The following is a 17,449-nucleotide window of genomic DNA, read 5'->3' as shown; positions in this document are numbered from 1 at the left end:
TGGGAACGGTGAGTTTCGCCCGCTTAGCCTGTTTCGGGTTAAGGAGCTAGTCGTCGAGCTGAACGCTAAGGGGGTTAAAGTTAGTTTGCTTGTCGTAATGATCGGTCTGTTCGCGGGTTTTTAGCCAACCTATCACGCGGTAGGTTACAGGAAGCATGAGTGTTTCTACGGTGATTTTGAAAGCTATACCTACAAGTATGTAATTCACCATTTGCGCACCAGTGATGAGACCGTAAAATGCCACCATGCAGAAAATGGTAGTATCTATCGCCTCGCCCAGAATTGTTGAGGCAACAAGTCGTTGCCACAGGTGTTTGCCTTTGGCACGAATTTTCATTTTGGCCAGTATGAACGAATTTACAAACTCACCTACTAGGTATGCAAGGAGGCTAGCCGCCACTATCCGTGGGACAAATCCAAACACCGCGTTAAACTCCGCCACATTTGGCGCGCCGTCTACAGCAGGCATGTGCTGCACAATGCCAAGAACAGCTATCATGAGTAATAGCCAAGTGAAGCTTACCCAGATGGCTCGACGTGTGTGCTTGTAGCCGTACACCTCAGTCATAACGTCGCCCAAAATGTAAGCAAGCGGAAAAAGAATGGCGCCGCCATCGGTGATTATTGGGCCAATGGCAACCAGCTTCATTGCTCCCAAATTAGAAATAATCAACGTCGCCACGCTTGCCGCCACAAACAAATCATAGTATCTGTAATTGCGCATTTTTTGCATAAAAAGCACTCCTCAAAAAGGGTTGTTGTTCCATACTGAGTGCCACTCCCTCGCCCGACCGTTACATCAGCCCCGCGAGCTTTCGTACTTGAAAGTAAGTATAGTCGGATATTGGATTCTGAGAAAGTCTTGAACCTACACACAAAACATTGTAAATTAGGTAAATAGGAGTTTATCTGTGGCAAAAGAATTATATGAGGTAGTAAAACATATAGACGTAGTCTCAAGTGCGGCTCTGCGCTGCGAAGGATTAGTGGGGTTATTAGCTGTGGCTGCAGGCTTCGGTAGTAAACCGAAGGCTGGGTGGGCTCGCTCTGAAGGGATTGATGTATCGGTCTTATTAAAACCTGTGATGACTACTTTTTGTCAAATAGATCTGAGATGTGCTCTACCTGAATGGTTACCTGCACGAAAATCATCACTAGAACATTTAGCAGCAACAGCAGCCGCGTTTGCTGGAGACGATGAGTCAAAAAGACGATTTTACAAGGAACAATATGATCGCTTTGACGGTGTTGCAAGACCATTCTATATAGCATATGGTCATGCTCTTGGAGGGACTGTAACAGCAGAAACAGTAAGCAGCGCAAACCAAGCGATCGATTTACTTTTTTTGGAGCCTAATAGTCTGCGAGACCTTAGAGGCAGAGAATTTACAGAAGTACGTGATAAAATGGCGACTACGCTTGCAAATGCACGGACCCTTATACTGGCTCCAGAAGGTATAAGTAATCTTTCCTAGGTGATGGCCGCTTGGCCGAGTGTGATGATGTGTTTTTTGCGGTAGGTGTCGAAGGCGGCTTTTTCGCTGCCGTTTTTGCGGATGAAGGCGCTCATTTTTTCGCTGCCAATAAAGTGAGGTAGCATGACGTAGGATGCGCCGTGCTCGTATAGGTCGGCTGCATTGTCGTAGTTCGTTGCGTGGCAAATAAATATGCCATCTGGGTTGTGTTTCAGATAGAACTTTAAAAGTTCACGGTTGGTTGTGTGACCCGGCAGTATGCTGGCGACCATCTCACCTTTACCGACGCCGAGCTCGCCCAGTAACTCGTAATCTGTTGCGTCGCCGTAAACGTGGTTAATATGTTGCCGCTCAAGTGTTTCGATTACCTCTGGGTCATAGTCCACGACAACGTACCGCTTTCGCATGTCCCTGAAGGTGTTGACAAATTCGTGACCGCCTTTGTGATACCCAAACAAAAACAATTTGTAGTCTGGCGTTTTGTCTTTTTCGTGCAAGACATTTCGTTTCTCAAACACACTCAAAAAGCGTGCAAATATACGGTATAGCTCATCATCATACTGCATAAGATAGGTTGAAATGCCAATTGTAATGAATGTTGTGATCGTCAAAATGCCCACTGCTCGTTCGCTAGCAAAGCCATCTGCGGCCGCCAGCGTCAGCATGATAATCGAAAACTCACTGGTCTGTGAAAGGTGTGAGCCTACTTTGAAACCTGTCTGCTTTGTGTAGCCAAGTAACCCAAGACTTGTCGAAACACTAAATGGTTTGACAACAATGGCGATAACCGAAAAAAGCAGAGCTGGCAAAATAGCATCAGATAGGTTTCCAAGCGTTAATGTTCCTCCTAGACTTATAAAAAAGAGGAGCAAAAAGAAATCCCGAAGTGGCTTAAGCCGTGTGCTAATTTCTTGAGCGTAGGGAAGCGAGGCAAGGGAAACGCCCGCAAAAAGCGCCCCAACTTCCATAGAAAAACCGCTCATTTCAAACACTGCCGCAACGCTAAATGCCCACGCGAGGGCAAAGGTAAACAAAAACTCTTGGTTGCTCGCAAAAAATTTGACCAGCCGGGACAGAATAAACCAACCAGTAAAAGTGAGCACTCCGCCGAGCAGCAAGCCTTTCCCTAAAAGTCCGTACAGCGCTTCAGCACCTCCTCCAGTGTTTGCCGCCGCGATAAACACCAGCATGACGGTCGCAGCAATATCTTCTACAAGCAATACACCTATGGCAATCTGACCGTACAGTCGGTGCTGTTCTCGTTTGTCTATGAGCGACTTGACAACAACGATGGTGCTGCTAAACACGAGTGCAAGACCAACAAGAGCCGACTCAAGTGGTTCCATGCCAAGGAAATGACCGACACCGTAACCCGCCGTGCCAACAAAAAACACGTTTAAGAAAAAAACCAGGAAGACTGGCTTACCGGTACTGCGTATGACGGCAACATTTAGCCCAAGTCCTACGATAAAAAGCAGTAATGCAATGCCAATCTGGCTAAACGACTCAAATGCTTCGTGGTTATGTATAAGGTCAAACAGCGAGGGACCACAAATGATACCGGAAAGAATGTAGCCAATAATAAGCGGCTGACGCAGTAGGCGCATAATGATGGAAATTCCGGCAGCAACAGCGAGCACGGCAGCCAGTTGTAAAAATATGGTTGATTCCATTAATGTATATTGTGACATGGCGCTTATGTATCGCGCAACCTGGCACACATAATGTCCAACCTCAGTTCAACATAACTGCCACTGGCTTTTCCTATTTTTCCATCAAAATGAGCGGAGCAAACCAGCTTTTTGGATATTTCCGTAAAGCTGAAGGGAGGCAAATGTCCCCCGCCCGGTGTGACGTTTTTACGCCGAACTAAGGTTAGTTATGTATACTAACTGATATGCAGCGGCACCGTGTTTTTATTCGAAGTAGCGCTTCGCGCGGGTTATTTGACTTATTTTTAGTTTCCGCCGTTACCAGCATACTACTACTGCGTTTTTACTTGCACGTAACAGGATACCCGATTGTTGGCGGGACCAAATACCACATTGCACATGTACTTTGGGGCGGGGTAATAATGCTTATCGCGTTTATGCTCAACATTGCGTTCTTAGGTAGGGCTATTCAGCGGGTCGTAGCGTTTACGGCAGGTGTTGGGTTCGGAGTATTTATTGACGAAATTGGTAAACTAATTACTCGGGACAACGACTATTTTTATCGGCCAGCGGTGGGCATTATATATGCAATTTTTGTTGCGCTTTATCTTACGATTTCGTTCCTGACTCGTACGCGCAAACTGACAAGCGAAGAATACCAACTTAGTGCCTTGCGCCAGCTTGAAGAAGCCGTCCACCAGGACATGGATATCCGCGAACGTGCTGCCACACGAAAACTGCTCGAGCAAGCAGACCAACAGGCAATTCTGACTATAAAGCTTACTCAGCTGCTTAGGGCATTGCCCGTCTCTCCAACGCATAAACAGGGTTTTTATACCCGTCAGAGGCGTCGGTTTACGAGAGCCTATGCGCGCCTGTGGAAACGACGCTCATCTTCAATACTCGTTAGATGGTTTTTTGTGCTTGAAACGCTAGCCTTTGTTTTTGCGATCGTTGGAGCAATGTATGCCAATCTTAGTGATGTGCGCGATTTTTTTGCGGGCAAGGCAGACTACGGCCACAGCCTAGTAATTGGCCAGCTTGTAACGACACTCGTTTCAGCGGCATGTATTGTGGTGGGTTTGGTCTGGCTTGGTCGCTCACGGCTGCGCGCATTTGAGTGGTTTCGCCGCGCCACATTAATAAATTTGTTACTTACCCAATTTTTTGAGTTCAGCCGTGTAGAGTTTGGGGCGTTGCCTGGCTTTATGTTCAACTTGCTCTTATTGGCAGTGATCAATATGGCCATAGCCGAAGAAATCCGTCACCAGGACACTGCGGAAAAAAACAAACTTGCCACAGTAGCAATTACTCAAGTATAGTATTCCAAACAATCAATGTACTGATGTGGTGGCAGTACTCTTCCCAAGTGAAACTATAAGGAGATCCCATGCCATCCCCGATGGAATCATACCCGAAGCTTGACGAGCTAGCACGGCAGCCCAGTTTCGGGCAAGTTATTTGGAGCGATGTTTTTCCTGAGCTTGTGAGGCAGAATGGTAATGGGCAACTTGAAAAAATGTGGTGGCGATATACCGACACGGACGCGGTAATTAGCTCACGACTTGGGAACGGGGGTAATGTGGGAATGCTGGAGGTACCGATTGGATATGTTCCGTGGGAAAGTATTGGCCTACTGCAGCTGGATGATCGTGCGGCTAAACGCAAGCTTCCCGGAAGTATTATTGCCATCGCAAATCGCGCGCCTAGGGGCAACAAACAAACAAAAGATGGTGCCAATGGCGAGTGCTACAGGGTTGCCACGACAGCGTCGGGCCTCATCGTGTTTGCGTCACATCTTGGCGCACTGGCTGATCTTGCAATGGAAGGTAGAATAACCTCACTCTACGAGATACCAGGAAAAAATAGTATATATGACGAGCATGAACAATTTCGCTCGGCTGTTGTCGCGCAAATGCTTGGGCATACCGATGAGCTACAACTCGTTTATGATCGGCGGTCCAAAAATAACGACGGAGCACCTATTGAGCAGGAGGCACAGGACAGTATTGCCTACGTTGATAAGTTCGGTAATATTATTGGGCGGGCAGCGGATATTGCCAATGTTATACGGTTGGAAATCGGGAAAATGGCTACGCTACAGATAGAACAGAACGGAATACAGTACGAGATACCTGTGCGGCGAGGCGTTGATTTGCGCTCAGCACCCGAAGGAGAAATCATGGTTTATCCCAACATGTCAGATGGGGGTTCGCAAAAAAAACGCGGACCCGGGATATACGAAATCATTGCACGAGTAAATGACGAACCCAGCGTGTCATTAAAAACGGCGATATTTTTGCTTCAAAAACACATGGGTGGCACAGAAATCGATCCGTTTAAGTGTTCGGTTCGATTGTTTGCGTAAGCACCTTTGCGACGAGCTTGCCGTAGCGAGTGGTGAGGTCGTGTGTGTTTAGGAAAGAATGCAGGCGGACATTGTTGTTATTGGCGAGCAGTGCCACATTACTACTCACCACAACTTGATCAAGTGTGCCGTAGCAAACATCGACTGGGATAGTAAGTTGCTGTACATCTTTTAAAACAGTTTGTTTCTCAATACATTCTTTAAGGGTACGCATAAACGGCAGCCATGTGTCCGGGTTACGGATAACGCTTTTGGGCAGGGGGGCAATGTACGAGAGGCGTTTAAACGACTCGGGATTTATACGCGGGTCGTCGCGCAGAAATTTGTACATATTTAAAAGTAGGCCGGTAAGCTTGCGAGCTGATTTGCTTTTAATTTGAGTCAGCGGTGGGTATACGGGTGGGCTGAGCAGCAGCAGACGGTTGATATTTGTTTCATGCTGCGTGGCATAACGGGCGGCTAAAAATGAACCAAGTGAATGGCCAATCAGTAAAAACTGCCCTCTCAGGTGAAGTTTATTCATTGTATGGTAGAGCGAGCGCATGTGATCTTCCATGGTATAACCGAGCCATTGTGGCTTCGGTGACTTCCCGAACCCGAGTAAATCTATAGTCGTACAGTGGTAGTTTGACTCGAGGTAAGTTAAGACTTTTCGCCAATCATCCCCACTGGCAGCGATGCCGTGGAGCAAGACAATAGACGGTTTCGTTTTGTCTCCGCTGCGTTCCGCATGCAGCCGGTAAGGCCGGCCAAGCATGCCGTGCAAAAAATAGTCAAACATCATTCCAGCATACGCCGGAACCGTAATGATGTAAAATATGCATTTGATAGCTGTCAGTAATTTTCGTCACAGACTTATTTGCTCCTCTCGCCTATAGTTATGTTTGGAAATTGATTTTCCACGAAAAAGGCCGAAAGTACCGGCCTTTTTAAGTTGTGGGTATACTTGTAGTAATGAAACCAAATCAGGTAATACTTTATGAACCGCAAGAATCAGACGCCGAAGCCGTGTGGTCTTTTCGTGCCAGTTGTCAGCAAAAAGACGGCGAGCATATACCAGGCAGCGCCGGTTTAGGCATAGCGGAATCATTTGATATGTGGCTACAATCATCCCGCGAGCGTTATATTGCAAAAGATACCCGGATGGTTCCGTCCACGGTTTTTTTGGCGAAACGAATTTCTGACAATGCTTTGATAGGTATTGTCGATATCCGTCATACACTGGACGACCATCTTCGCTTTGTGGGTGGGCATATTGGTTACACCGTAGCGCCACAGTTTCGTCGGCATGGGTATGGTACCAAAATACTCGGTGCTGCACTTTCACACTGCAAACAGCTAGGATTGAAACGCGCATTGGTTACTTGCGATAAAACGAATCTCGGCTCCGCTGGCGTTATTCTTGCCAATGGTGGAGTCCTCGAAAACGAAGTTGTAGACAATAGCCGCGTTAAGCAGCGCTACTGGATTGAAATTAAATAAATTGGCCAGTACCGTAGACTTGAGGAGTAACGCAGGCATCACAGTGGCCGGTAAGTTCTATTTGGTGAGAAATGAGGGTGAAATTGCGTCTGGCGGCGAGGTCGCGGAGACGTTTTTCTAAAGCTAGGTCTTCCGGGAGTGCAATCGATGCGCCGCAAGCTGAACATGTGGCATGGTGGTGGTGTTCGTGAAAGGCCTCACCTAACTCTAAACGGTATTTCCAGCCCGTGGGTATTCGCATAATGATACCAAGCCTCTCAAACACTTCGCTGGTGCGGTACACGCTGGCCCGATTGACTCCCGGGCAGGCCGCAACGAGTTCTGCCATTGTTAGGCTTTTGTGGTGTTGGAGCGCTTCAAAGACAGCCTGCCGAGGCTTGGTGAGACTGAGGTTGTTCTGTTTAAGCGCTGTCTCAAAGACAATTTGGCTACTCATGCTGCAATTTTATCAAAAAATGCGACATTTTTGCAATAAATATTGCAGACCGGTATGCTGCTAGCATGGTGATTCTACTAGGACTATGTGCATTTATTGCTTCGCTAATCGGCGGATATGTTGCGCTCAAAAATCAAGATAAACTGCAAAGGCTGCTCGGTTTCACGGCAGGCATAGTAATGGGTGTGGTAGTCTTTGGCCTATTACCTGAAATTATTGAACTCTCCCAGGGTGTGTCACGAGACGTCACGACGGCCATGGTAGCGCTTATGGCAGGTTTTTTGTTATTTCATATTGTAGAAAAAAGCATCCTAATTAGCCATGCCGACGAAGCGCAGTACGGCGAACATCACCATCCGTATGTAGGGCGAGCAAGCGCAATTACATTGGCCGGACACAGCCTGCTGGATGGCTTTGGCATAGGTTTGGCATTTCAAGCAAATGCGGCGGTTGGTGTTGCGGTAGCGGTTGCCGTCGTGGCGCACAGTTTTTCAGATGGCCTTAACACGGTCAACCTCATGTTGGCACATAAAAATTCACAAGCAAAAGCCAGTCTTATGCTAATCGTTGATGCACTTGCTCCACTCGCAGGCGTGTTACTAAGCATGGTTCTTACACTTGGTGATGAGTTTATTTTGTTTTACCTGTCATTCTTTGCAGGATTTCTACTCTACATTGCTGCGGCAGAAATTTTGCCCGAGGCACACAGCAAACGTTCGTCGTACAGTACAATTGCTTTAACTATCCTAGGTGCGATACTCATGTACTTTGTGACCCAACTTGCCTAAATCCCTTGTACGAGGTTAGACCTCGCACAAGGGATTTAGGTATGCGGCAGGTGACAGAGAGAGTGTTACGAGCTACACTAATAGCTATGGAACAAGCAGTCGTACTTCTAGGTTTTGTGGTTGTGATACTTGCCGTGGCTTTAGTTTTCTTTTTGACGCGTAAGCCTAGTAACGAGAGCGCACTGTTGCTTAAAGAAGACCTGCGCAACCTCAGCGAAGACATTACGAAACTTAAAGAAGGTGTACAAACGCAGATAAGCGACAGACTCGATAAATCGCAGTCGGCTATGTTTGGTGCGCTGCAAAAGCAGACAAGTGAAAGCAACAAAATCATCACCGAAATCACGCGCAATCTTACCGAGCTCAAAGAATCGAACAAGCGCGTTGTCGATGTAGCCGATGAGCTTAAGACCCTGCAAAATATTTTGCAAAACCCAAAGCAACGCGGCGGACTGGGTGAATATTATCTTGACACGGTACTCGGAAACGTCCTGCCACCGCATGTGTACGAAATGCAGTACTCCTTTAAAGACGGCCAAATAGTCGACGCAGTGATTAAGCTAGACAAAGGTCGTTTACTGCCGATAGACAGTAAATTTAGCCTAGAAAATTACAACCGGCTCATTGAAGAAAAAGATAAAACACAGCGGGAAAATATTGTAAAAATTTTCAAAGCCGACCTAAAAAACCGTATCGACGAAACGAGTAAATACATTCGCCCCAGCGAAAATACACTTGACTACGCCTTTATGTTCATCCCAAGTGAAGCAATTTATTACGACCTACTGGTAAACAACGTGGGCGCAACAGGCACAAATTCGCGCGACCTCATCGAATACGCATTTATTGATAAAAAAGTTATTATTGTAAGTCCCACGACACTGTTGGCATATTTGCAAACGGTCATGCAGGGACTAAAAAGCTTGCAAATAGAAGAACAGGCCAAAGATATTCAGAAACGAGTCGGTGAGCTTGGTAAGCACATTGCAGCTCACGATAGTTTTATGCAGAAACTTGGTAATTCACTGAGTACGACAGTCAATCATTTCAACGGCGCTCACAAGTCTTTGCAGCGGATGGATAAAGATGTTGTTAAGATTGCCGATACGACGCCCAGCGTTGAACCGTTGCTGCTGGATAAGCCGCAAACTGACGACTAATAACTCACCGCAGCTCTGTGTCTGCGCGGAGTTTTAAAGGGCGGGCTCGCTTGCATAACTAAAAGTGCTAACGGTTGTGCTTCTACCGAGCTGGGGTTAATCGGGTAGCTATTTTTTCACTTGTTTTTTGACGCTAGCGGTCAGCTGACGTTTGGCGAGGGCTTCGCATTCTCGTTTAGCGTCGGTGTACATCATTTGTTCTGGCGGGGTTTTTTGCGTCCAGGCGCTAGGGCCACGCAGGGAACCGACCACGCCGAGTTCATGGGCAACTTTGAGGTAGCGTATAGCGTCTATCACCACGCCAGCACTATTTTCGCTGTCTTGCACCGATAGCTTCAGGTCCATTGTGATGGGCGCGCCACCAAATCCCTTGAGCCGAATGTTAAAGTAGGCAACTTTGTTATCTTTGAGGTAAGGTAGGAATGTACTAGGCCCGGCAAACAGACTATGTTCTGGCACTGGTATGCCGCGAATATCGTTTTGGGCTCGGATGACATTTTCTTTTGACTTCTTTTTGCTGGCAAGCCTAGATTGAACCATCATATTGTTAAAATCGGTGTTCCCGCCAATATTGAGCTGCTGATGAAACTCAACTTCAGCCCCACGGTCAAAAGCTAGCTCTTGTAGCACCTGGCTGACTACGCTTGCGCCAATTTGGCTGCGCATGTCGTCGCCAATAATTGGCAAACCAGCATCGATAAATTTTTGTTCCCACTTTGGATCGCTGGCGATGAAAACCGGTATGCAGTTAAGAAATGCAACACCGGCGTCTATGGCGCATTGGGCGTAAAACTCGGTTGCTAGCTGTGAACCAACAGGCAGGTAATTTATTAGTATGTCGGCTTTCGTTTCTTTAAGTATCTTAACAACGTCCGCTGGCTTAGTCTTCGCCACGCGGAAGCCAAACTCTTCCGGCTGTTGTTGCATGTAGTCGCTGACACCATCAAGCGGGTTACCCATTTGCACAAATGGGCCCTCAGGGACTTTTTCTTGAAAAACTCTCGCACAGTTTGGTTGTGCAAAAATGGCCTCACCAGTCGGTCTTCCCACCTTACGGGGGTCAACATCAAATGTTGCAACCACCGCTATGTCGCTTGTACGGTAACCACCAATGTCAGCATACATAACACCTGGAATTATGTCGCCAGTGTTCTCGCGGTAATATTCAAGCCCTTGGTAAAGTGACGAGAAACAATTCCCGACTCCGACGACCGCAACTCTGATAGATTTTTGTTTTACCATTCTTACTCCTTCTTAAAATGCCATTGTAGAGGCTAAAACACTATAAATCCAATACATAGTTTTTACAACTAGTATAATAAAAAACTATGACAGACAGAGTAAAAAAATTTGTCGCGGTGGTAGAGGCCGGAACATTTACAAGAGCTGCCGAAACGCTACATATTTCGCAACCAGCGCTGAGTGTGGCTGTACGCAAGTTAGAAAAATCACTGGGCGTAAAACTTTTTGAAAGCACTGGTCGGCAAGGAGTCGTGCTTTCGCAGGCGGGTGAGTTTGTGTATAGCAGTGGGCTTGAGCATAGAAAAATTGACCATAACTTAAAGGTGCAGCTTGCTTCCCTAGGTGCCGACAAAGTACCTTTGCGTATTGGGCTGATCGATAGTGTTGCGGCTGTGCTGTGTGCCGATGATGAACCGCTTAAAACGCTGGAATCGAAAACAGAGCTGAGCATATATGTAGAAAATTCCACGGCACTTCGCCGTGGTGTAAGGCGCAGTGAGCTCGATCTTGCCGTAGTTGTCGCAGATGACGCAGAGGATGACCGGCTAGAGATAGCTGCCGCTGCAACCGATAACCTTTTAATGGTCTGTTCACAATCAGTTGTTGAAACGCTCGAGACGGATGCAGAAGCTGGCAAAAGTATCCCTTTTCTCTCCTATGTACAAGAATCGGCAACCTTTGCAGTGATTGAGCGCGCCTTACGTCAATCGGGTATACAAGTTACAGCTGTGGTGTATTCAACAAGTCCGGATAGTATGCTTGCTATGGCATCGCGAGGGCGGGGAGCGGCCGTACTGCCGGAGGTGCTAGTTGCAAATAAGCTGCAACAGGGGGAGCTAGTACAGATGCGACTGCATGGTAAACCGTTTCTTGTGCAGCGGCGGCTACACGTGGTTACGCTTAAAGGACGTAAAATACCTCCACGCCTCACCGGGCTTGCTTTTGCGATGCGTGAGCAGCTACGAACGTTTACAGTCTAACTCGTATGTTTTTTAACATGGGTGACTTTGTTTATAGCCAGCCAACCCATATAGCGAAAAGCAAGACAATCCCGAGCACAATTCGATAGACAGCAAACGCCTTGAAGTTGTGGTTTGCTATGTAGCGCAGTAGCCAGCTGACTGCGAGGAGGGCAGTGAAGAACGCAGCAATGAGCCCAATGGCTATGCTTATCCAGCCCCCAGTAATGTTCGGGATGTCGTCAGAGTATTTGGCTAGCTTGTAGGCGCTGGCAAGTACAAGCACCGGTATGGAGAGATAAAACGAAAATGCAGTTGCAGTCGGGCGGTTCAGTTTTACGGCAAGGCCGCTCACAATGGTTGCACCACTGCGAGAGACACCTGGAATCATTGCCACGCATTGACCCAAGCCAATGAGTAGCGCTTGCCTGGTGCTAATAGCGTGCAGCATGGTAGGGTCATTGCTAGCGTGAACAGGTTTATTGTCGACCAGCCACAAAATGATGCCACCAACAATTAGAGCTAACGCTATCACTAAGGGTACGGAAATAGCTGAAGAAACTTTATCAAAGGCGAGGCCTATGACTCCCGCCGGCAATGTGCCAAAGGCTAGAATTTTCCAGAAATTTATAGCTGTAGCGTCACGTCGAAATAATCCAACGGTTTTAGCTATCAAATCGTTTTTGTAGTACCAAATGACTGCCGCAATAGCCCCGACTTGGATGACTACCGTAAAAAGTTCGTGACTGTCTCGGAAATTCATCAGTTCTTGGCTTATGAGCAAGTGCCCAGTACTAGAAATTGGTAAAAACTCGGTAATCCCCTCAACAATGCCTAAAACAATAGCTTGTAGAAACTCAATCATACGTTTCAGTGTAGCCGATGCGCCTGGTATGCGCCACCGACATTATTATTTTTGTTTTAGAAGATCCAGCACGAGAGCGGCAGTCCAAGAGAAGTTATGGGCGCCGAGAGGTTCGCCAGTGACTGGGTCAAAATACTCTGAAAAACCGCTACGGCGTACCATGTCGATTGTGGTTTCAGCCAGTGCGTCGGCGTGGTCTTTGTAGCCCGCGCGGCGTAAGCCATCTATGATGAGCCAATTGGTATTAACCCACGTCGGTCCCTGCCAGTACAGGTCTGGGTTAAACTGCGGGCTATCGAGCGGAACGCTCGGTACAGGGAAGGCTGGGCCAAAAATGTGCTCGTTTTCGAGTAGGCGCACTAGATGTTCAGTGTGTTCTTTACTGAGCGTCCCAGCGTACAGCGGCATGAGGGTAGCAATGGAAGGCTGCTTCAAGAGACGATGCGTGATAAAATCGCGCGACCAGTAGGTTTTGCTATATGGGTCGTAGAGCTGATCGAGAGCGCTTTCACTTTTTTCCATGCGTTTAAGAAGTTCGTCGGGAAGCGGCTGGTGAAGGGTTTTTGCCATATCTCGGAGCCGCTCGTTTGCTCTTATGAAGATACAGTTGTACGTGAGGTCTTCTATGCTGAAAAGACTGTGGTTTAAGATTTTGAGCGTATCATACGCTTTACGTCGCAGCCGGCGCTGGGCATCAAAAAAAGCGAGCGTTTCAATAGTCGAAAGCCGTTGCCCAGGTGGTATGTAGTGGCGGTCTCGCCTAAAAAAGCCAATAATACCGTCTAGTCGAGCCCAACGTATAAAACGAATCCAGGCAGGGAGCAGGTGATCATGGAGTTCGGTTGTCCAGGGGGGTGTGTTGTCTAGCCCCGTTTCCCAGGGATGAAAAAGCAGTACAAGCCCTTCACCGTGCGGGTCACGTTCTCGGTATAGCCACTCATGAAACGACACAATGTGCGGAAGCATAAGGCGGTACCAGCCACGTCGTTCGGCAAGGCTAAGTTTTTGCCCGACTTGCCAAACTGCCTCAGCGAGCATGGGAGGTTGGGTAATACCGCTAGTGGTCACGCCATCAGGCGAATGAGGGCTCACCCAACTGCGCCAAAAATCTCGATCTCGTCGGTATTGTGGCTCATTGCTAAATATCATGTTTGGCAACATGCCATTACTCCACTGGCCTTTTACAACGCTAAGTAGCTCTGTCTGAGCCCGGTCAACGTCCATATGTCTGAGGCCAATTGCAATAAAACAGCTATCCCACAGCCACTGGTGGGGGTACAAATCTTCGGCTGGGATGGTGTAACTACCTCTGTCGTTTGCTTTTAGAATTGTTCTCGCTTGTTCATCGAGCGGCAACGCAGCACGTATTTCTACGTCAGCAAGTTCCTGTTTGGTTAGAACCTGTTCTGCATGTAATTCTTCTTGGTCTGTTTCGCTCATGCTTATTAAAGTATACCGCATCAAATCACGCGTCACTCGATGTTTATCGGAAATTCGTGAAGCTGAGGGGGGAAGTCGAGGTCGTCTTTGGCTTTTAGTAGTTGCATAACTGCCTGCAGATCGTCTTTGCTGTTGCTCATGACCCGCACGGCTTCACCTTGAATCTGGGTATTTACTTTGGGGTAGGTTTCTCGGATGAGTTTGGTAAGGGTTTTGGCTTTGTCCTGGTCGAGCCCGGCTTTAAAAGGCACTTCTTTGCTGGCTTTCAGATTTGATTCGACTATTTCGTGGCTGGTGTCGAGCACTTTTTGGCTCACGCTGCGGGCGCTCAGTTTTTTGCGCACAATGTCAAGTATGGCGTCTAGCTGCCACTCACCGCTCCCAGTAACCTTGAAGCCTTTTTTGTCATCGAGCCAAGCAAGCTCGGCGGGCGTACCCTTGAAGTCGTAGCGGCTGGCAATTTCGCGCAGCGCCTGGTCGAAAACGTTATTCATTTCTGCCTTATCATATTCGCTAACTATGTCGAAACTAAAATTTCCCATATGGGTAGTATACTGCTTTAAGAGTTAAGAGTTAAGAGTTAAGAGTTAAGAGTTAAGAGTTAAGAGGAGGTTGGTATGTTAGATGCATTAGCGAATGGAGTTATGGTGGGTGATACGAAGATGACGGCGAAGGAGCTGTTTTCTGCCCAGCAGATTAAGGTTCGGATTCGTTCTCTTGCGCAGGAGATTGCCGCAGCTTATGCTCCGAAAGATAGTTTGCACACAGTGACAGTCTTAAACGGTTCACTTCACTTTTCCTCAGAGCTCCGACTGGCCGTGGCAGAGGTAAACCCTAGATTAGGCACGACTATGACTTCAGACACGATTCACCTTGCGAGCTACCACGGTACTGGTAGTACGGGCGAGGTCAGGAAGATTAGCGACCTGACACATTCTGTTGCAGATAAGCACGTGCTGGTAGTAGAAGACATAATCGATACGGGTAAAACACTAAGTGTTCTGCTGAGCGAGCTTCGGGCGCAAAAGCCGGCATCGCTCGCCGTTGCAGCGCTGTTACGTAAGCCTGAAAAGCTACTTGTACCCAAAGATGATCTTGGCAGTGAACTATATGTTGGTTTTGACATTGGCCCTGAGTTTGTGATTGGTTATGGGTTGGACTACGATGATTTGTACCGCGACCTCTCAGCAATATATGCTCTTTCGCCTGCGGCACAGCGCGGCTAATGCCAAAAGTTTGTTTAGCAATAAACACAGCGAAACATCATCTCTGACTCTTAGGCGATGTGTCAGTAGCGATATTGCAAGTATAAGTATTTTGCTATACTGTTACGTACCGTACTAAATGTAATCAAGGAAATCTCGCACATGATAAAACGTTCAATAGCTATAAATAACCTTGCTCTAGCTCTATTCGCTGCCAGTTTTCTAGCGGTAGTCGCGTTGAACGTAAAATCAGCAAGTGCTCGTCAAGGAAGCGATGATGTTTCTAGACAGGCTACCCAGCAGTCCAATACTGAGCTCAATGACGAAGCGGAAGACGAAACGACTACCCCAGCCAAAACTCGCGTCGCAGAATTAAAAAATAAGGCAAAACAAGAAATTGAAAAGGAGCGCGAAGGTCGCAAAACACTGGCTGAAGACAAACGTAAGCTCGTGTGCGAAAATCGTCAAAAAGCCATCGAAAACAAACTCGTCGCTTTCAACCAAGCGGCCGATAAACACCTGGTCAGGTTGAACGGCGTGTTTGACAAAGTTCAAGCCTATAAGGGTGCAGAAAACATCAATCCTGACGGATGGGCTGAATTGGTATCTGCTGCAGAAGCAAAAAAAACTGCTGCAACTGATGCAGTCGCTGCACTTAAGCTGGTGGCCGTCGCTGTCGACTGTACTGACCCGGATACTGTGGTCAAACTGAGTGAAGTACGTGAAGCAGCCAAGTCAACCAGAACCGAATTACACGACTACCGCAAAGCGCTCAAAGACATGGTTGTAGCACTCGCCCAGGCAAAAGATGATGTTAGTGGCAACGATGATAATGCCGGTACAGGCGATGACACAGCGGCTAATCCTACTGCTGGTGAAAACACAGCAGCCGAAACAAATACGGAGGGGACTAACTAGCATGAATTATTTTCGATCACAGAGTGGTGCCGGCCATCTCGTTGCCGTACTCCTCATAGTTGTTATCGCAGTGGTTGGCTTTGCCGGCTACACGGTCATGAAATCACAGGACAAAAAGCAAACGGTTACCACTTCCCAGCAAAAAGTCGACGCTGTGCCGGATCTCCAGCAGGCAGACACGACGCTGAACGACACAGACAAGGAACTACAGACAAACCTCGATACTTCCGCACTCGATGAAGATATTGACGCGATGCTGTAGCGGCTAATCGACAAGCAAAGCTTAAGCGGCTCTCTAGGGAGGGTCGCTTAAGCTAGGTATTCTTCAAGTTGCCTTGTCTTCCGGCATACCGATAGATGACTCTGGTGCTGGCGCGATTCTGCGTAAGTCGGGTATACTAATAATCAATGAGTTACCAAAATCCCGATATTGCCAAGGCAGCTGAGGTACTGCTGGCACGAGTCGATTCGCTGCCAGACAAAGCCACAATTCTTCGCGCGCCAGAGCTCAGTGCTTTATATATTCAGATTCGCACAATACCAAATGAAGTAAAAGCATCCTTCGGTCGGGAGCTAAATGAGCTGAAAAGTGAGCTTCAGGCAAGAGTGGACGCTGCCCAAGACGAAACCAGCGAACGAGCGCCCATAGACGTAACAGCACCGATGGACGTAAACGCACCACAGCCGAGCCTACTTTCGGCTGCGCAAGGTAGCACGCATCCCATTACCCAGGAAGTTAACCGCATTATCGACATCTTTGGTCGCATGGGGTTCGTGACGGAGGAGTCGCGCGAGATCGATGACCAGTACCACATGTTCGAAACCCTCAATTTCCCCAAAGGTCACCCGGCACGTGACGACTACGATACCTTCATGACAGTCGAGACCGATAAAGACGGTGATCCATTTATTGCCCCTGCCCACACTAGTACCATGCAAAATCGCACATTGCGCAAATATCGTGAAAACCTTGCGAAAGGTGAGTCAATTGCTGTTGTCGTACCAGACCGCTGCTTCCGCAATGAAGACCTCGATGCCCGCCATGAGCATACGTTCTACCAAGTAGAGGGTGTTTACGTTGCAAGGGGTGTACACGCAGGTATGCTTATCGCCTCGTTGCAACAGTTCTTACAGGAATATTATGGCCAACAGCTTGACGTGCGAGTCAACCCGTTCTATTTCCCATTTACCGAACCAAGTTTCGAATTTGCCCTGAGCTGCCCATTCTGTAAGGGCGAAGATGAGAACTGCAAAGTGTGTTCTGGCGAAGGCTGGATAGAGCTACTGGGCTGCGGTATGATTCACCCAAATGTACTAAAAGCGGCTGATATCGACCCCACCGAGTACACTGGATTCGCCTTTGGCTGCGGTATAGACCGCCTCGTCATGATGAAATACGCCATCGAGGACATTCGCCACTTTGAATCCGCCAAGCTAGACTTTTTAGGACAGTTTTGAC

At 47.7% G+C, this 17,449-nt stretch carries 19 protein-coding genes; 11 read left to right on the top strand and 8 right to left on the bottom strand.

The genetic code is table 11. The annotated features are described in order from the left end of the window. Positions 1-46: 46 nt before the first annotated feature. Positions 47-733: a queuosine precursor transporter gene (locus tag IPL85_05690; GenBank protein ID QQS19728.1), complete on the bottom strand. Its 687-nt coding sequence runs from the start codon at positions 731-733 to the stop codon at positions 47-49. A 178-nt stretch (positions 734-911) separates the two neighbouring features. Between IPL85_05690 and IPL85_05685 the strand changes: the two genes are divergently transcribed. After that, entirely contained in the window at positions 912-1,475 is a 564-nt protein-coding gene (locus IPL85_05685; protein QQS19727.1) for a hypothetical protein, read from the top strand. On the opposite strand, the gene IPL85_05680 is transcribed toward IPL85_05685, so the two are convergent. After that, the gene (locus tag IPL85_05680) at positions 1,472-3,148 is read right to left on the bottom strand and encodes a cation:proton antiporter (protein ID QQS19726.1); all 1,677 of its coding nucleotides are present in this window, start codon (positions 3,146-3,148) and stop codon (positions 1,472-1,474) included. The genes IPL85_05685 and IPL85_05680 overlap by 4 nt on opposite strands. A gap of 224 nt (positions 3,149-3,372) precedes the next feature. Here IPL85_05680 and IPL85_05675 point away from each other — a divergent pair, with 224 nt between their 5' ends. Together IPL85_05675 and IPL85_05670 are read left to right on the top strand one after the other, a co-directional pair. Then, the gene (locus IPL85_05675) at positions 3,373-4,449 is read left to right on the top strand and encodes a hypothetical protein (GenBank protein ID QQS19725.1); all 1,077 of its coding nucleotides are present in this window, start codon (positions 3,373-3,375) and stop codon (positions 4,447-4,449) included. Positions 4,450-4,517: 68 nt separating this feature from the next. Further along, on the top strand, positions 4,518-5,495 hold the full coding sequence (locus IPL85_05670) for a hypothetical protein (protein ID QQS19724.1): 978 nt from the start codon (positions 4,518-4,520) through the stop codon (positions 5,493-5,495). Here the strand turns inward: IPL85_05670 and IPL85_05665 are convergent. After that, positions 5,467-6,279, bottom strand: coding sequence for an alpha/beta hydrolase (locus IPL85_05665; GenBank protein ID QQS19723.1), 813 nt, complete (start codon positions 6,277-6,279; stop codon positions 5,467-5,469). The two genes, IPL85_05670 and IPL85_05665, sit on opposite strands and share 29 nt — an antisense overlap. Before the next feature lie 170 nt (positions 6,280-6,449). On the opposite strand from IPL85_05665, the gene IPL85_05660 reads away from it, so the two are divergent. Continuing rightward, positions 6,450-6,977, top strand: a complete 528-nt coding sequence (locus IPL85_05660; protein ID QQS19722.1) for a GNAT family N-acetyltransferase — start codon at positions 6,450-6,452, stop codon at positions 6,975-6,977. Here IPL85_05660 and IPL85_05655 read toward each other — a convergent pair. Then, the gene (locus tag IPL85_05655; GenBank protein QQS19721.1) at positions 6,970-7,413 is read right to left on the bottom strand and encodes a transcriptional repressor; all 444 of its coding nucleotides are present in this window, start codon (positions 7,411-7,413) and stop codon (positions 6,970-6,972) included. The genes IPL85_05660 and IPL85_05655 overlap by 8 nt on opposite strands. A gap of 65 nt (positions 7,414-7,478) precedes the next feature. Between IPL85_05655 and IPL85_05650 the strand changes: the two genes are divergently transcribed. Next, complete coding sequence (locus IPL85_05650) at positions 7,479-8,201, top strand: ZIP family metal transporter (protein ID QQS19720.1); 723 nt, start codon at positions 7,479-7,481, stop codon at positions 8,199-8,201. 86 nt (positions 8,202-8,287) lie between these two features. Next, positions 8,288-9,361, top strand: coding sequence for a DNA recombination protein RmuC (locus IPL85_05645; protein ID QQS19719.1), 1,074 nt, complete (start codon positions 8,288-8,290; stop codon positions 9,359-9,361). 108 nt (positions 9,362-9,469) lie between these two features. Here IPL85_05645 and IPL85_05640 read toward each other — a convergent pair whose 3' ends face one another. Further along, positions 9,470-10,603: an inositol-3-phosphate synthase gene (locus tag IPL85_05640; GenBank protein ID QQS19718.1), complete on the bottom strand. Its 1,134-nt coding sequence runs from the start codon at positions 10,601-10,603 to the stop codon at positions 9,470-9,472. A gap of 86 nt (positions 10,604-10,689) precedes the next feature. Here IPL85_05640 and IPL85_05635 point away from each other — a divergent pair, with 86 nt between their 5' ends. Next, positions 10,690-11,583: a LysR family transcriptional regulator gene (locus IPL85_05635; GenBank protein QQS19717.1), complete on the top strand. Its 894-nt coding sequence runs from the start codon at positions 10,690-10,692 to the stop codon at positions 11,581-11,583. A gap of 31 nt (positions 11,584-11,614) precedes the next feature. On the opposite strand, the gene IPL85_05630 is transcribed toward IPL85_05635, so the two are convergent. The 3 genes from IPL85_05630 to IPL85_05620 are packed head-to-tail and all read right to left on the bottom strand — an operon-like array spanning position 11,615 to position 14,409. Next, positions 11,615-12,427 (bottom strand): undecaprenyl-diphosphate phosphatase, encoded by an 813-nt coding sequence (locus tag IPL85_05630; GenBank protein QQS19716.1) that lies wholly within the window; start codon positions 12,425-12,427, stop codon positions 11,615-11,617. Between the two features lie 45 nt (positions 12,428-12,472). Further along, positions 12,473-13,867 (bottom strand): glycoside hydrolase, encoded by a 1,395-nt coding sequence (locus IPL85_05625; GenBank protein ID QQS19715.1) that lies wholly within the window; start codon positions 13,865-13,867, stop codon positions 12,473-12,475. Positions 13,868-13,899: 32 nt separating this feature from the next. Beyond that, positions 13,900-14,409: a YajQ family cyclic di-GMP-binding protein gene (locus tag IPL85_05620; protein QQS19714.1), complete on the bottom strand. Its 510-nt coding sequence runs from the start codon at positions 14,407-14,409 to the stop codon at positions 13,900-13,902. A gap of 75 nt (positions 14,410-14,484) precedes the next feature. Here IPL85_05620 and IPL85_05615 point away from each other — a divergent pair, with 75 nt between their 5' ends. The 4 genes from IPL85_05615 (at position 14,485) to pheS (ending at position 17,448) form a co-directional block, all read left to right on the top strand. After that, positions 14,485-15,093, top strand: a complete 609-nt coding sequence (locus tag IPL85_05615; GenBank protein ID QQS19713.1) for a hypoxanthine phosphoribosyltransferase — start codon at positions 14,485-14,487, stop codon at positions 15,091-15,093. 141 nt (positions 15,094-15,234) lie between these two features. Next, the gene (locus IPL85_05610; protein QQS19712.1) at positions 15,235-15,990 is read left to right on the top strand and encodes a hypothetical protein; all 756 of its coding nucleotides are present in this window, start codon (positions 15,235-15,237) and stop codon (positions 15,988-15,990) included. Between the two features lies 1 nt (position 15,991). Further along, on the top strand, positions 15,992-16,252 hold the full coding sequence (locus tag IPL85_05605) for a hypothetical protein (protein QQS19711.1): 261 nt from the start codon (positions 15,992-15,994) through the stop codon (positions 16,250-16,252). A 146-nt stretch (positions 16,253-16,398) separates the two neighbouring features. Continuing rightward, complete coding sequence (gene pheS, locus IPL85_05600; protein QQS19710.1) at positions 16,399-17,448, top strand: phenylalanine--tRNA ligase subunit alpha; 1,050 nt, start codon at positions 16,399-16,401, stop codon at positions 17,446-17,448. Position 17,449 lies beyond the last annotated feature (1 nt).

The organism is Candidatus Saccharibacteria bacterium, from assembly GCA_016699955.1.
Lineage (GTDB): Bacteria > Patescibacteriota > Saccharimonadia > Saccharimonadales > UBA4665 > JAGXIT01.
The sequence above is the reverse complement of the archived record's forward strand: the minus strand, read 5'-3'. Positions and strand labels throughout refer to the sequence as shown.

Excerpts from the sequence above, each read along its gene's own strand:
- IPL85_05610 (QQS19712.1), top strand. The coding sequence starts at position 15,235 with ATGATAAAACGTTCAATAGCTATAAATAACCTTGCTCTAGCTCTATTC.
- IPL85_05655 (QQS19721.1), bottom strand. The coding sequence starts at position 7,413 with ATGAGTAGCCAAATTGTCTTTGAGACAGCGCTTAAACAGAACAACCTC.
- IPL85_05690 (QQS19728.1), bottom strand. The coding sequence starts at position 733 with ATGCAAAAAATGCGCAATTACAGATACTATGATTTGTTTGTGGCGGCA.
- IPL85_05615 (QQS19713.1), top strand. The coding sequence starts at position 14,485 with ATGTTAGATGCATTAGCGAATGGAGTTATGGTGGGTGATACGAAGATG.
- IPL85_05640 (QQS19718.1), bottom strand. The coding sequence starts at position 10,603 with ATGGTAAAACAAAAATCTATCAGAGTTGCGGTCGTCGGAGTCGGGAAT.
- IPL85_05660 (QQS19722.1), top strand. The coding sequence starts at position 6,450 with ATGAAACCAAATCAGGTAATACTTTATGAACCGCAAGAATCAGACGCC.
- IPL85_05635 (QQS19717.1), top strand. The coding sequence starts at position 10,690 with ATGACAGACAGAGTAAAAAAATTTGTCGCGGTGGTAGAGGCCGGAACA.
- IPL85_05605 (QQS19711.1), top strand. The coding sequence starts at position 15,992 with ATGAATTATTTTCGATCACAGAGTGGTGCCGGCCATCTCGTTGCCGTA.
- IPL85_05675 (QQS19725.1), top strand. The coding sequence starts at position 3,373 with ATGCAGCGGCACCGTGTTTTTATTCGAAGTAGCGCTTCGCGCGGGTTA.
- IPL85_05680 (QQS19726.1), bottom strand. The coding sequence starts at position 3,148 with ATGGAATCAACCATATTTTTACAACTGGCTGCCGTGCTCGCTGTTGCT.
- IPL85_05625 (QQS19715.1), bottom strand. The coding sequence starts at position 13,867 with ATGAGCGAAACAGACCAAGAAGAATTACATGCAGAACAGGTTCTAACC.
- IPL85_05645 (QQS19719.1), top strand. The coding sequence starts at position 8,288 with ATGGAACAAGCAGTCGTACTTCTAGGTTTTGTGGTTGTGATACTTGCC.
- IPL85_05630 (QQS19716.1), bottom strand. The coding sequence starts at position 12,427 with ATGATTGAGTTTCTACAAGCTATTGTTTTAGGCATTGTTGAGGGGATT.
- IPL85_05665 (QQS19723.1), bottom strand. The coding sequence starts at position 6,279 with ATGATGTTTGACTATTTTTTGCACGGCATGCTTGGCCGGCCTTACCGG.
- IPL85_05620 (QQS19714.1), bottom strand. The coding sequence starts at position 14,409 with ATGGGAAATTTTAGTTTCGACATAGTTAGCGAATATGATAAGGCAGAA.
- IPL85_05670 (QQS19724.1), top strand. The coding sequence starts at position 4,518 with ATGCCATCCCCGATGGAATCATACCCGAAGCTTGACGAGCTAGCACGG.
- IPL85_05650 (QQS19720.1), top strand. The coding sequence starts at position 7,479 with ATGGTGATTCTACTAGGACTATGTGCATTTATTGCTTCGCTAATCGGC.
- pheS (QQS19710.1), top strand. The coding sequence starts at position 16,399 with ATGAGTTACCAAAATCCCGATATTGCCAAGGCAGCTGAGGTACTGCTG.